General features: G+C 64.5%; 13 protein-coding genes. 1 reads left to right on the forward strand and 12 read right to left on the reverse strand.

Annotated features, from left to right (window positions below):
- Positions 1 to 20: 20 nt before the first annotated feature.
- The 12 genes from CD932_RS02895 to CD932_RS02950 form a co-directional block, all read right to left on the reverse strand.
- On the reverse strand, positions 21 to 1,154 hold the full coding sequence (locus CD932_RS02895) for a porin (protein ID WP_094441318.1): 1,134 nt from the start codon (positions 1,152 to 1,154) through the stop codon (positions 21 to 23).
- 228 nt (positions 1,155 to 1,382) lie between these two features.
- On the reverse strand, positions 1,383 to 1,676 hold the full coding sequence (locus CD932_RS02900) for a hypothetical protein (RefSeq protein ID WP_094441319.1): 294 nt from the start codon (positions 1,674 to 1,676) through the stop codon (positions 1,383 to 1,385).
- Between the two features lie 40 nt (positions 1,677 to 1,716).
- Positions 1,717 to 1,971, reverse strand: coding sequence for a hypothetical protein (locus CD932_RS02905; protein ID WP_141213155.1), 255 nt, complete (start codon positions 1,969 to 1,971; stop codon positions 1,717 to 1,719).
- 76 nt (positions 1,972 to 2,047) lie between these two features.
- A complete protein-coding gene (locus tag CD932_RS02910; RefSeq protein ID WP_094441321.1) occupies positions 2,048 to 3,670 on the reverse strand; it encodes a methyl-accepting chemotaxis protein in 1,623 nt (540 codons plus the stop codon).
- A gap of 71 nt (positions 3,671 to 3,741) precedes the next feature.
- The gene (locus CD932_RS02915; RefSeq protein WP_094441322.1) at positions 3,742 to 4,203 is read right to left on the reverse strand and encodes a cache domain-containing protein; all 462 of its coding nucleotides are present in this window, start codon (positions 4,201 to 4,203) and stop codon (positions 3,742 to 3,744) included.
- A 47-nt stretch (positions 4,204 to 4,250) separates the two neighbouring features.
- Positions 4,251 to 5,270: a porin gene (locus CD932_RS02920; RefSeq protein ID WP_094441323.1), complete on the reverse strand. Its 1,020-nt coding sequence runs from the start codon at positions 5,268 to 5,270 to the stop codon at positions 4,251 to 4,253.
- 96 nt (positions 5,271 to 5,366) lie between these two features.
- Positions 5,367 to 6,803: an MFS transporter gene (locus CD932_RS02925; RefSeq protein ID WP_094441324.1), complete on the reverse strand. Its 1,437-nt coding sequence runs from the start codon at positions 6,801 to 6,803 to the stop codon at positions 5,367 to 5,369.
- A gap of 46 nt (positions 6,804 to 6,849) precedes the next feature.
- Positions 6,850 to 7,866, reverse strand: coding sequence for a GTP-binding protein (locus CD932_RS02930; RefSeq protein WP_094441325.1), 1,017 nt, complete (start codon positions 7,864 to 7,866; stop codon positions 6,850 to 6,852).
- Positions 7,867 to 7,880: 14 nt separating this feature from the next.
- Complete coding sequence (locus tag CD932_RS02935; RefSeq protein WP_094441326.1) at positions 7,881 to 8,261, reverse strand: hypothetical protein; 381 nt, start codon at positions 8,259 to 8,261, stop codon at positions 7,881 to 7,883.
- A 4-nt stretch (positions 8,262 to 8,265) separates the two neighbouring features.
- Positions 8,266 to 10,011: a hydantoinase B/oxoprolinase family protein gene (locus CD932_RS02940; protein ID WP_094441327.1), complete on the reverse strand. Its 1,746-nt coding sequence runs from the start codon at positions 10,009 to 10,011 to the stop codon at positions 8,266 to 8,268.
- Complete coding sequence (locus tag CD932_RS02945) at positions 10,011 to 12,113, reverse strand: hydantoinase/oxoprolinase family protein (RefSeq protein ID WP_094441328.1); 2,103 nt, start codon at positions 12,111 to 12,113, stop codon at positions 10,011 to 10,013. The genes CD932_RS02940 and CD932_RS02945 overlap by 1 nt, the downstream gene beginning before the upstream one ends.
- Positions 12,114 to 12,136: 23 nt before the next feature.
- Positions 12,137 to 12,988, reverse strand: a complete 852-nt coding sequence (locus CD932_RS02950) for a fumarylacetoacetate hydrolase family protein (RefSeq protein ID WP_094441329.1) — start codon at positions 12,986 to 12,988, stop codon at positions 12,137 to 12,139.
- Positions 12,989 to 13,120: 132 nt separating this feature from the next.
- Here CD932_RS02950 and CD932_RS02955 point away from each other — a divergent pair, with 132 nt between their 5' ends.
- Positions 13,121 to 14,014, forward strand: a complete 894-nt coding sequence (locus CD932_RS02955; protein ID WP_094441330.1) for a LysR family transcriptional regulator — start codon at positions 13,121 to 13,123, stop codon at positions 14,012 to 14,014.
- Positions 14,015 to 14,049 lie beyond the last annotated feature (35 nt).

Here is a 14,049-nt window from a genome sequence, read left to right on the forward strand (position 1 = left end):
AACACGATTTAATCCCCCGCTTAAAATACGAAATCGGCTGAAACGCTCACCAGCTTCACCTTGTCGCCGGCAAGCGCCGGGCTTACGTTGTTAAATGCGCCGGTGGTTCCCTTCCTCAGGTTGACCTGATCAAATTGCAGCTTGAAGGCAATGTTTTTCAGCGCATCCCAGCGCACGCCGGCCGTGGTCGTGCTCTGGTTGGCGGGATTGGGCAGGGCCGAATTGGACGCCGTGCTAGGCGCAAACATCGCGTACGGCGTGAAATTGCCCAGGCGATAGCCGCCGTGCACATAGCCGGTGTTGACTAGGCCCGTCAAGCGGGGGATATCGATCCTGGTGAATTCGACTTGGACGAACCACTCGCCAGGATCGTAGACTGCGCCGATGTTGTACGATTTGAACGTGCTGGAAACAATTAATTTAGGCGAGTAGGGGACGACGACGTCCGATTGCACATAACCGACCCGCGCCGTCCAGGCGCCGAACTCGACGGCGTTGCTCAGCCCCCGGAGCCGATCAATCTTGATGCCGTGCAATACCTGACCGCTCCCAGTGAGGGAGTCGATCTTGGTTTTTCCGCCAAACACCGACAGCGTATTGGTGACATTGCCGAAGCGATGCTTGTAAGAGACGTCGACACCGTCGACATTGGTCATCGGCGCGCTGCTGTAGACCTCCACCGGCGGACGTGCCCACGTATTGGAGTAGCCCACCAGACGCGTGTCGGAGACCATGAAACTGGCCAGCGCCGTGCGCCCGACCCGCACCTTGAGATCGGGGGTGATTGCATATTGCAGATTGGCCCACTCAATGCGCGGCCCGTAGGTATTGTTGGTGCGCGGCATCGCTACCACTTGCACGGTGGCCGACCATCGGTCGCTGAACCTGGCGTTTACCTGCGCGCCGAGCTTGGTGTCGGCGCCGATATCCCAATCGTGCGAGGCGCCGGCGCCGGACGGTTGAAACCGGGTACTGACATAATCGCCCTCGTTCGACGACGAGTGCAGCGCGCCGACGGTGCCGAAACCGCTGTAGCTGAACATGCTGCCGGCGTCCTGCGCCTGGGCCGCACCGACGGCCAGCATGAGCGCCAGTGGCAAGGCCCGCAGGCGCGCCGCGCCGGAAAGTGCCTGGTTGAGGTTTGACGAATTCATTTTTTCTCCTTTGGCTATTTTTGGCAGATGCCACCATCACATTTCAGGCGCCGTCATCGCGTGTAGCACCCACTACTGGCGCCAGCCTGCGCTGTACGCCATTCTGCATCGTTGAGCAATATTTCCAATTTAAAAATACAGTTGCTTCTTATGCACACAAAAATTGATTAATTTGTTTTATTAATTATTTTTTTGATGAATTCATCATATATGTTTTTCAATAGAGCATCAAATAATTTGCGTAAATTGTTGTATTTGAGCACATTTAATTGAGCATCTGCCATTTAACAAGTTTGTGACAAAGCCGGCACGCAGGTCGTCCCGGCCGCTACCGGCGATATCCTCGTACGTTCCAGGCAGGTCGATTTCATCGGGCTCTGCCTGGGCAGTGCAGCGGCACGTGCTGGCCCACTTCCAGGCCATCGTCGCCCTGCAAGACAAGGCTTCGCAGAGGCGGTCCGCGATGGTGAGCGTGTTGCTGGTGATGTCGGCGATCTCGTCAACCGCGACTGGCGCGAACACCTCGTCGCCCCCGCCGGCGTTGCGAGTGGCGGGCCCTGAACTATCGCGCCGTCATGAAGTTCATCGAGGAAAAAACGCAGCGGGCATGTGGCAAGCGATGCACTGCGCGCTGATGGTGCTTGACGACCGACGATGTATCGGCAGGCGCGAGCGTGATGGTGATCGTCAACCGGAAGAGGTCAACGCCGACGGCGCCCGGCAGTTCGAACACCCCACCGGCGGCGCCTTGAGCGCCAAGCAGCGCGGCTACGCCATCGTCAACGCCATGCCGATCGGTGCAGGTCAATGTCAACAAGCTGACGCACAAGGTGTACCACAAGAAGTAAGGCGCGACGGGCCTGAGCTACAACGACGGCGCGCCGCGCAAGCTGCTATATTGCCCAGGCCGGTGGCGCCAAGGAGCGGACAGCCGTGTGCGAACCGGGCCGGCCGGGACGATGGCCCGCGCGCGCCAGCTTGAACACGCTCACCGCATCGCACAGGCGGACCGCCTGCTCCTGCATCGATGCGGCGGCTGCGGCGGCCTGTTCGACCAACGCTGCGTTCTGCTGTGTTACCTGGTCCATTTGCGTGATGGCCTGGTTGGCCTGCTCGATGCCCAGACTCTGTTCCGCGCTGGCCGCAGTAATCTCGCGCATGATGTCCGTCACGCGCGTGATGCTGGTGACGACTTGATCCATCGTCGCTCCCGCCACGTTGACCAGTTGCGAGCCGGCGCCGACTTTATCGACCGAGTCGCCGATAAGCGCCTTGATATCCCTGGCGGCCGCCGCCGAACGCTGCGCCAGCGTGCGTACCTCGCTCGCCACCACGGCAAAGCCACGTCCCTGCTCACCGGCGCGCGCCGCCTCGACCGCCGCGTTCAAGGCCAGGATATTGGTCTGAAACGCGATGCCGTCGATCACGCTGATAATATCGACGATCTTCGCCGACGAGGCGTTGATCGATTCCATGGTTTCGACCACTTTCGCCACCGCCGTGCCGCCACGGACGGCGATGCCCGATGCGGACAGCGCAAGCTCGTTGGCCTGGCGGGCATGGTCGGCGTTCAGTTTGACGGTGCTGGTGAGCTCCTCCATAGACGACGCCGTTTCCTCCAGCGAACTGGCCTGCTCTTCGGTGCGCGACGACAGATCCATGTTGCCAGCCGCGATTTGCGCCGACGCGGTGGCGATGGTCTCGGTGCTGCCGCGCACCTGGTTCACCAGCTGCCCCAGATTGGCTGTCATGTCCTTCAACGCCTGCATCAACTGGCCGGTTTCGCACGCCGACGTGACTTTGATATCATGCGTCAGGTCGCCGCTGGCGACGGCGCGCGCCAGCATCACCGCTTCGCGCAGCGGCGCCGAAACGACGCGGGCAATGCCGGCCGCCAGCGCGATGCCGATGCCGATATTCAGCACCAGCAGTACGGCGGCGGTGAGGCGCGCGTGATCATAGGTGACGCCGGCGGCATCGCTGGCGGCGGCGCCGCCGGCGATGCTCAGCTTGACGAGCTTGTTGACAGTGTCGAAAATGCCCGTCAGCGCCTTGGCCGACGGACCGATCAACAAGGCGCGCGCCTCGGCCTTCTGGTGCAGGCGCGACAGGGCCATGACCTTGGGGTGCTCGGTCATGAAGGTGGCCCAGTCGTGGTCGAAGGCAGCGGCAAGGGCGCGCTCGTCGGCGGTCGAGATCAACTTCTCGAGCGCGGCGCGGTCGGCGTTGGTGACTGCCTGGATCTCGTCCATCCGCTTCTCGTAGCCGGCCATCGCCTTGTCATCGTCCGCCAGAAGGTGGGCAAGTTCCCAGCGGCGCATCTCGGCCAGGTCGGTGCGCAGACTCATGGCGATTTGCACACTGGGCATCCAGTCCTGCGCCAGGTCACGGCTGGCCTGATTGACGCGGCCCATCGAATAGATCGAACTGATCCCCATGGCCAGCGTCAACAGCAGTACGATACCAAAGGCGACAAACAGCTTGGTGGCGATTTTCAGATTGTAGAACCAGCGCATAAATACCTTCCATTACGTCACGTCACGTGCCGTGCGCATCGCCCGCGATGTCACGGGCACCAGCAAATGCCTCAGTCCTTGTAGATACCGCAGCTGACCACCATATCCTCGTACTTTTCCAGGTAGGTCGATTTCATCCGGCTCTGCCTGGTCAGCGGATCGGGCCAGCGATAGTCCTGCCAGCCCTTGCCTTTGGTGCGGGCCAACTCGAAGCGCTCCTTGCCGATGGACTTGCCGTCGGCATCCTTGATATCGTTCAGATTCTTGCCCGCGATCTTGGGATTGGCGCCGTTGGCCCGGGTGATGCCATCCATGCCGCTGATGAACACATACAGGTCGCGGTCCTTGTAGCGCGCACTGCCGGCCTGCACATCCTGGATGACTTTCTCCTTGCCCTCTTTCTTCATGTCGTCGATGACCTTCTTCACCATCGCGACAGCCTCGTCAGCCGTACCCCGGTCAGATGCTGCAACGGACATGCCGGCAAAGCTGATCAACAGTGACGCCATTGCCAGTTTAAACATGGTTCGCATGATTTTCTCCCAGTTGTTGATCTTGATGATTTGGTAGCGCCAGTCGTTCAGAATACATGCCTGAGCCCGAGCGCCTCGCTACCGGCGGAGGCGGCGCCGCTGCGCTTGTCGCGCGAGTAGATCGCATAGACATCGGTGCGCTTCGACAGCCGGTAACCGTAGCCGAAAGACGAGGTGGTGCGATGCGCTTCGGCCACGCCCGGCGCCTCGATGCGCGAGCGGGCCACTTCCGCCATCAGCGTTCCGGCCGCCGAGACCGGCACGGAAACGCCGATGTCGGCGGTACGCGTGGAACGGCCGCGATCGATGCTGGTGCGCGAGCCGTTGGCGTAGAGTTTGAGCGCACCGAAGTCGTAGCTGGCGCCGCCGAGCACCGCGTTCTGCTCGACCGCCAGCGGCGTCAGTACATTGACCCTCAGCCGTTGCGCCGACAGCGCCGCCACGAATGCGCCGCTGGTGTAGACGCCGTGCAGGCCGAGATTGGCCACCCCGGCACGGCCAGCCACCTCGCCCAGGCCATATTGCGCCGTGCCGCGAAAGCCCTTGACGGTGGGCGTCGTGTATTGGACGACGTTGTTCCACACCGTGTCGCCCAGCACATTGCTGCCGTAGGTGGCGACAAAGGTCTGCAGCACCAGCGGCGAGAACACCACCGACGAGCCGAAGGGGCTCAGTTGAGTCATCGCGGCGTAGGCCGGATTGGTCTGGCGGCCCAGGGTCAGGCCGCCCCAGCTGCCCTCCAGGCCGACCCACGCGTTGCGGGAGAACAGCGGATCGGCCGCGCTGCGGCCTTGTTCGCCGGTATCGGGACGGAAGAAACTCTCGAGTGCGTAGATCGCCTTCAGGTCGCCGCCCAGGTCTTCCTTGCCGCGAAAACCGAGAAACGAGGTGGTCAGGCCACCGCCATTGACTTGCTGTACCGCCGCCGCGTCGCCGCTGCGCTGCATTTTTCCGGCGTAGGCGCCGACCAGGCCATACACCTCGATCGATGACTGGGCGCGGGCGTCGATGGCGGCGCCGCCGGCAAGGGCGGCAACTGCCAGCATGGGCAAACAGGTTTTATACATGATGTCTCCTTTTTTTATCCTGGTGCAGTCTCAGGCCACGCCCGGGAATTTATTAACGCAAACAAATAGTCTTTACAGTGTCGAAATCGCCGCAGCTCAGGGAGAGATCTCTTCCAGCGAGCGGTTGCTCGTTTCGATCATGCGCCAGCTCGCCACCAGCCCGACGACGGTGACGCCGGCAAACACCAGGAACACCATGGCGATGCCCTGCTTGGCCAGCACCAGGCCAACCATCGCCGGTGCGGCGGCCGACGCCGCCCGTAGCCACGACGTCGCCAGGCCGGTGCCGATGGCGCGCATCCGGGTCGGATAGATCTCCGAGGTGTACAGGTACAGCATGACGGTGGTGGTGCCCATCACCGCGTAGGCGCCGGAGGCCAGTATCATCACGTTGGTGGCGCTTTCCGTGCCCAGCACGACCAACCCCAGGAGCAGCAGGCCGGCGACGCAGAAACTGCCGATGGCCCAGCGGCGCCGTCCCACGCGGTCGATGATCAGCGCGCAGCAAATGACGGCGCAGGTGCTGAGCACATTCGACAGCGACGCCATGCGCAGCGCTTCCTGCAGCGGCAGGTGGTACACGGTTTTATACAGGCTGGGCAGCCAGTTATTGATGCCGTTGGCGATGAAATAGGCGCTGGCCCACAATACCCAGACCACCAGCGTGCGCGGACGGTAGATCGGCGAGAACAACTCTTTCCACGAGCGCTTGCGCTGGTTCTGCAACGTGCTGGTGATGGCGGCGACGCGCTGCCCGACGGCGGCGCTGTCGGCCGGGTCAATGTGCCGTCCGGGCGTTGCCGCTTCGACGCTGGCGATGATTTTTTCGGCCTTGTCGTAGCGGCCGCGCGAGATCAGCCAGCGCGGCGATTCGGGCAGGCGGCAGACAAAATACGTGATGATCAGCCCCGGCAGACCGCCTACCAGGAACATGCACTCCCAGCCGTAACGGGGCACCACAAAAGCGCCGATCTGCGCCGCACCCAGCAGGCCGATCGGAAAGATCATTTCGTAGAGCATGAAGAAGCGGCCGCGGCCGTGGGTCTGCGACAGCTCGTTGATATAGGTCGCCGCCACCGGCACCTCGCCGCCCACGCCGATGCCCTGCACGAAGCGCGCCGCAAACAACATGTGCAGGTTGCCGGTGAAGGCGCAGACGATGCTCATCACCGACATCACGGCGATGGTGATGCCGGCGCTGGGGACGCGGCCGATCCGTTCGGCCAGCCAGCCAAAGAACAGCGCGCCGATCACCTGTCCCAGATAGCCGGCGGCGATCAGCAGGCCGACCTGGCCGGGCGTGATGTGCCACAGCCCGATCAGCACCGGCAGCACAAAGGCCAGCGACAGGGCGTCGAAGGCGTCGAAGAAGGTGGCGGTGCCCATGACGATGCGCGCCCTGGTGTGCCAGCGGCACATGTGGACATTTTCGAGTCGGAACAGCAGGCCGGCGGCGCGCGTGCCGGGCGCGCCGGAGGGGGTGGTGTCAAGGTCTTTTTGTTGCGATCCCGTCGGGTATGATGCGGTGCTCATGTTGTCTCCGTTATTAGGGTTGTTCCGCCGTCTGCGCGGCGTTGGCTTATTTTTGAGTAAAGATGGTCAGCGTGCCGTCTATTTCCTCCTGTTCGATGCCGCGCGTGATGAACACCAGCCGCGTGCGATGGTCTTCGCCGGGCCACGCGTCGAGGATGCGGGGCGGGTGAAACACATGCTGCACGCCGTGGATCACCAGCGGCCGGTCGGGATGCTCGCGCACATTTACCAGGCCCTTGATGCGCAGCAGGTCGGGGCCGCGCATGGCGGTGATCAAGGCCAGCCAGGAATCGAAGGCCTGCCGGGAAATCGCCTCGTCGAGCACCACCGCATACGAGCGGATGCCATCGTCGTGGTGGTGCGCGTGCGGTGCGTCGTGAGGATGCTGGTGCCCATCGTCTTGGCCGTGGTCATGGCCGTGCTGGTGACCGGCGTGCTGGCCGGCCGGCGCGCCACCGAACAGCAGCTCCGGCGTGATCCGGCCATGGCGCACCAGGTTTACCGGCGCGTCGTGGTTCAGCCGCTGCACGCGCTGCAGCAAAGCCTGCAGCGCTTCCTGCGTCACCAGGTCGTCCTTGGTCAGCACCAGCCGGTCGGCCAGCGCCACCTGGTTCACGGCGGCGGCGTGCTGGTCCAGCGTGGAGCCGGCGTTGACGGCGTCGACCGTGGTGATCAGCCGGTCAAAATGGAAGTGCTCGCGCAGCGTCTCGTCCGACATCAGCGTGTGCAGGATGGGCGCCGGGTCGGCCAGTCCGGTCGTCTCCACCAGCACGCGGTCAACGCCGAGCGCGCCGCCGTCGACGCGCAGGCGGTTCAGGGCCGTCAGCAAATCGCCGCGCACCGTGCAGCACACGCAGCCGTTGGCCAGCAACACCAGCTCCTCGCGGGTCTGTTCCAGCAGTTCGTGGTCCAGCCCGACGGCGCCGTATTCGTTGATGATGACGGCGGTACGGGCAAACGCCGGATCGCGCAGTATGTGCGACAGCAAGGTGGTCTTGCCGCTGCCGAGAAAACCGGTCAGCACAGTGACGGGCAAGGTCGCAGGGTGGTTCGCTTGGTTCATGTGGTTTCCTTTTTTTAGCCGTGCAGCTTGGCAAACGAGCGCAATGTCTTGCCCAGCCGGGACAGGAGAAAATCGGACGCTTCGGCTTCGGCGGCGCTGCCATCCGGGGCGTCGATCAAGGCCCCGAGCAAGGCGTCGAGGCGCCAGAGGCCGGCCGCCTCGTCGAAGCCGTGGCGGCGCAGGAAGGCGACGATGTCGGCGCGCTGGCCGCGCTCGGCCTGCGCCAGCAGGTAATCGGCGATGTCCTGCTCGAAGTCCTGCAGACGCAAGGTGACGCCGCCGATGCCGCAGGCGCAGCCCGTCGCCAGGGCGACGTGCTGGCTCGACAGGCGTTGCCAGATATCGAGCAGTTCCTGCGCATCGCTGGCCGCCGAACCTGGGTGGGACGGCGCCATGGCCTCAAGCCTCCCTGGCTTGGCCGCCGCGCAGACGCTCGGTGGCGTCCACGTCCACCTGGCCGTCGGCCGTCAGCCCCACCCGGTAGGCGTCGGCCGCCTGGGCGGCGCTGACATAGCCTTCGCGTACATCGTGCGCCACCAGTTCGGGATCGCGCTCGGCCGGCGGGCCGAAGCCGCCGCCGCCGCCCGAACGCATCTTGTAGGCGTCGCCGCGCGCCAGCCGCACATTGAAAATCTTGGCGTTCGGCTGCTCCTCGTCCCATACGCCGTTGCGGCGGATGCCGATGCCGTTGCCGGCCGCATCGTGGCCGCCATCGAGCCCCCACGGCTTGCAGTGGACGCGGTCGATGCGGGTGGTGACGGCGAAAGGCGACAGCGCCTGCACCACCATCTCGGCGCCCAGGCCGCCGCGCTGGCGGCCCGGTCCGGCGCTATCCTCGCGCAGCCGGTAGCTTTCGACCAGCACCGGATACTTCGCCTCGAGCTGCTCGGTCGGGCTGTTGTGGGTGTCGCCGTCGTTGATGCAGACGGTGGCCGAGACGCCGTCCTCGCGCGACTTGGCGCCCCAGCCGCCGCCCAGCGGCCCGATGCCGACGATAAACAGGCGGCCGTCCTCCGGCGAGATGCCGTGGATGTTGGGGAACACCAGGTCGGCATGATGGCCCGCGATGGCGCGGTCGGGAATGGCCGGCGCCAGCGCCTTGAAGATGGTGTCGATCACCGTCATCGGGAAGGTCATCCAGACCCGCATCGGGAACGGCCGCTCGGCGCTGATCACGGTGCCCATCGGCATGATGACCTTCAGCGGCCTGAAGCTGCCGTCGTTGACCGGATAATCGGTCGGCGTGGTCAGGCATTTGTAGGCCACCTGAGCGCAGGCGATGCCCGTGGTAAAGCCGGAATTGTAGAAGCCGCGCACCTGCTTGGCGACGTCGCTGAAGTCGATCGTCATTTCATCGCCGCTGACGATCACCTTGACGCGGATCGGAATGCGCTTGCCCACTTCCAGGCCGTCGTCGTCCATGAACGACTCGGCTTCGTACACGCCGTCCGGGATGGTGAGCGTGTTGGCGCGCGCCAGCGCCTCGGAATGGTCCATGATCTGCGCCACCGCGCCCTGCACCGCCGGCCAGCTGTAACGCTGCACCAGTTCCAGGAAACGGCGCTCGCCGGTGGTGATGGCGGTGATCTGCGCGCGCAGGTCGCCCATGGCGCGCTCGGACAGGCGCACGTTCATGGCGATGATGTCGACCAGGTCCTGGTTGACGACGCCGCGCTTGCGGTATTTGACGATCGGAATCTGGATTCCTTCCGAGTAGATGTCGGTGGTGATCTGGCCCAGCGTGCCGCCGACGTCGAGCCAGTGCGCCATGCAGCAGGTAAAACCGATCAGGCGCTCTTCATGGTACACCGGCATGGTGAACGTGAAGTGGTTCAAATGGCTGCCGGTGGTGTAGGCGTCGTTGGTGACGAGGATGTCGCCCGGCTCGATGTTCTCCAGCCCGAAATGGCGGATCTTGGCCTTGACCGTTTCGCTCATGCCACGGATAAACATCGGCAGGCCCAGCCCGATCGAAATCGAATCGCCTTCGACGGTGAACAGGCCGACAGTGAAGTCGAGCGCTTCATAGATGATCAGGTTGTAGGCGGTGCGGGTCAGGTTGGACTTCATTTCCTCCGTCACGGCGATCAGGCCATTGCGGATGATTTCGACGGTGACGGCGTCGACCGGTTGTGTGGTCTTCATTACAGTTCGCTCCCGATGGAAATTTGCAGGTTGCCGCAGGCGTCGACCAGCACCGAGTCGCCCGGCTGCACGACGGTGGTCGAGGCGTGTTCCTCGATCAGCGCCGGGCCGTCGATCCGATTGCCGCTGCGCAGCAGATGGCGCTTGTAGACGTTGGCGTCGACAAAGCCCTGCGCCGAGCGGAAGTACACCGGCTTGCTGGCGCGCAGCGCCTCTGCCTGCGGCGTGGCACTACCCTCTTCCACCGCGTGGCGCGGCGGCTTGCGCATCACGCCCAGCACCGTCACCCGCAGGCTGACCAGGTCGGCCGGCTCGGCCGGCGCCGAGGTGCCGTAGCGCACCGCATGGACGGCGTCGAAACGCTGCTTGATGGCGCCGCGGTCCTGGCGCTCAAAGTAGTCAGTCTCCAGATCGACCGCCACCGCGTGCTCCTGGCCGACATAGCGCATGTCGGCGGCGCGCTCGATGACGATGGCCTCCGGCGTAACGGCCGACTGCGCCAGCGCGGCGCGGCCTTCGTCCTCCATCTCGGCATAGATTGCCTCGATGTCCTCGAACGAGACCTCGTCGAGCTTGCGGAACACCGAGCGCACATAGTCGTAGCGCAGATCGGAGAACAGCATGCCGTAGGCCGAGAAATAGCCGGGCGCATAAGGGATGAGCACCTTGCGGATGCCCAGTTCGCGCGCGATTGCCGAGGCGTGCAGGGGACCGGCGCCGCCATACACGACCATCGTGAAACGGCCGGCGTCGAGCCCGCGTTCGGTGGTGACAGCCTTGACCGCGTGCGACATCGAGGTGACGGCGATGCGCAGGATGCCGTCGGCGGCCTTGACCGGATCGAGGTCGAGCGGCTTGCCGATGCGTTCGGCCATGGCCTGGTGCGCGGCCTGTTTGTCGAGCAGCATTTCGCCGCCCAGGAAGTTATGCTCGTCCAGGCGCCCCAGCAGCAGATTGGCGTCGGTGACGGTCGGTTCGGCGCCGCCGCGGCCGTAGCATGCCGGACCGGGGTTGGAGCCGGCGCTCTGCGGGCCGACGCGCAGCGCCTTGCCGCCCTCCAGGCGGGCGATGCTGCCGCCGCCGGTGCCCACTTCGAAGATATCGATCATCGGGATCTGGATCGGCAGCGCCTTTTCGTAGCCGCCGATCAGGGCGCTGCTGCTGGTGAGCGGCTTGCCCTCGCTGATCACGCCGGCCTTGGCGGTAGTGCCGCCCATATCGAAGGCGATGGCGTCGCCCAGTCCAAGCTGGGCGCAGATGGCCTGGGCGCCGATCACGCCGGCCGCCGGCCCCGATTCCAGCATGCGCACGCATTCGCGCCGCGCATGCTCGAGCGGGAACAGGCCGCCGGTCGATTGCACGGCGTAAAAGTCGCCGGGAAAACCCTGCTCGGTCAGGTGGGTTTCCAGCTCGCCCAGATAGGCCGACACGCGCGGGCCGACATAGGCGTTGGCGGCGACGGTCGAGACGCGCTCGAACTCGCGGTACTCCTGCGACAGTTCGTGCGAGGCGGTGACGAACACGCCGGGCAGCTCTTCGCGCACGATCTCGCGCACGCGGATTTCATGGGCCGCATTGCGATAGGAGTGCAGCAGCAGGATGGCGACGGCGTCGACCCCTTCGGCCTTCAGTTCGCGCGCCAGTTCGCGCACGCGCGCCTCGTCGAGCGGCACGTGCACGCTGCCGTCGGCCAGCAGGCGCTCGGGCACTTCGTAGCGCAGCGAGCGGCGGATCAGCGGTTCGTGCTTGGAGAAAAACAGATTGTAGGCGTCCGGACGGTTGACGCGGCCGATCTCGTAAATATCGCGGAAACCCTGGGTGATCAACAGCGCCGTTTTGGCGCCGTTGCGTTCGAGCAGGGTGTTGATGGCGATGGTCGAGCCGTGCAGGAACAGGCCGCCGTTTTCGACGTGGGCGCCGGCGTTGTCCAGCGTATTCTGGATGCCGTCGACCAGTTGGCCGTGGGTCGACAGCGCCTTGCCAAAGGACAGCTCGCCAGTTTTTTCGTTCAGGATCGCGAGATCGGTAAAGGTGCCGCCGATATCGACGGCGATGCGCAGATGGCCGGCATTGCGTTTGCCGGGGTTGCTTGGGCTAGTCATGCGATTTCTCCGGTTGAGATGATTTAAACGACCTGCACTGCATTGCGCAACTGGCCGATGCCGCTGATGTCGACTTCGACGATGTCGCCGTCCTTCATGTAGGCGGGTGGATCGCGCCGGTCGCCGACGCCGCCCGGGGTGCCGGTGGCGATGATGTCGCCGGGACTGAGCGTGGTGAAGCTCGACAGATAGGCGATGATCACGGGCAGCGTGAAGATCAGGTCGGAGATCGGCGCCTGCTGGACGATCTCGCCGTTCAGGCGCGTGGTCAATTGCGACTGCGTGATGTCGGCAACCTCGTCGGCCGTGACCAGCGCCGGGCCGAACACGCCGGTGCCGGCGAAATTCTTGCCCGGGGTCCATTGATGGGTATGGCGCTGCCAGTCGCGCACCGTGCCGTCGTTGAAGCAGGCGTAGCCGGCGATATGTGCGAACGCGTCCGCTTCGGCGATATCGGTGCCGCCCTTGCCGATCACCACCGCCAGTTCGCCTTCATAGTCGAACATCTGCGACTTGGCGCCCGGGAAGCGCATCGGCGCGCCGTCGGCGCTCAAGCTGTCGGCGAAGCGCACGAAGATCGCGGGATGGGCCGCGTCGGGCCGCTTGGTCTCGGCCACATGGGACTTGTAATTGAGGCCGACGCAGAAGATCTTGCGCGGATTGCCCACCGGCGGCAACAGGCGCACCTCGGCCAGCTGCCGCGTGGCCGGCTGGCCGGCGACGGCGGCGGCCAGCTCCGGCAAGGCCTGCGCGTCGAGCACGGCGCGGATGTCGGGATAGCGCGCCAGCACGCTGGCGTCGGGTTCGATAATTTGTGTGCCGGACAGCACGCCGTAGGTGGCGATCCCCTTATATTCGTATGCGACCAACTTCATTGCTTGTCTCCTTTTGTCGTCGATAGGCTGGCTTGACCAGTGTTACGGACGAGTGTAGGCCATGCTACGATATGCGAGAAGATAGCAATCTGGCATTTCAGATATTCGTAAATTGGCATAACGGAGGGTGCGGTGGACTACACGGCATGGAAACTGTTTATCGACGTCAGTGAGCTGGGCAGCCTGACCAAGGCGGCCGCCGTCCATGGCACCACGCAGCCGCACATCAGCCGCCAGATCGGCGAACTGGAACGCGCATGCGGCGGCCGCCTGTTCCAGCGCACCGGGCGCGGCGTGGTATTGACGGAGCTGGGGCGCCGCATCGCGCCGCGCATCCGCAGCTGGATCACGCAGACCGAGCAGCTGGCCAACGATATCCGCGCCACGTCGGGTACGCCGGTGGGCACGGTGCGCATCGGCATCCTGCCATCGACGGCCCATCCGCTGGCCAGCACGCTCTACCATCAATTGAAACAGCGCTATCCGCTGATCCAGCTGATCGTGCGCGAAGGCCAGGGCGCCCAGCTTGAAACCTGGCTCGACAACGGCGACGTCGATCTGGCGGTCCTGTATCGGCACAGCCCGTCGCCGAACCATGGCGATATCTATCTGGCGCAGGTGCCGACCTTTCTGGTGGGGCCACCGGGCGACGCGCTCACGCGCGAGGGGACGGTGCGCTTCGACGTCCTGGACCATCTGCCGCTGGTGCTGTTCTGCCGGCCCAATTCCTGGCGCGACCGCCTCGACCAGGTCGCGGCCGAGCGCGGCATCACGCTTGATGTAGCGGCCGAAGCCGATTCGCTGGCGCTGCAGACACGCATCGTCAGCGACGGCGGCATTTATGCGCTACTCGGTCCGTATGCGATTGCCGGCGCGAACGCGCAATTGCGCCTGCAGGCGGCGCGGGTGGTGGAGCCCGAACTATCGCGCCACATTGCGCTGGCCATGTCGCGCCACGGCCATCTGACCCTCGCCTGCCGCGCCGTCATGAAGTTCATCGAGGAAGGCGCACCGGGCATGTGGTAAGCGACGCCATGTGCGCCGGTCGTGCCTGACGACGA

Source organism: Janthinobacterium sp. PC23-8 (assembly GCF_002250505.1).
Classification (GTDB): Bacteria; Pseudomonadota; Gammaproteobacteria; order Burkholderiales; family Burkholderiaceae_D; genus Janthinobacterium.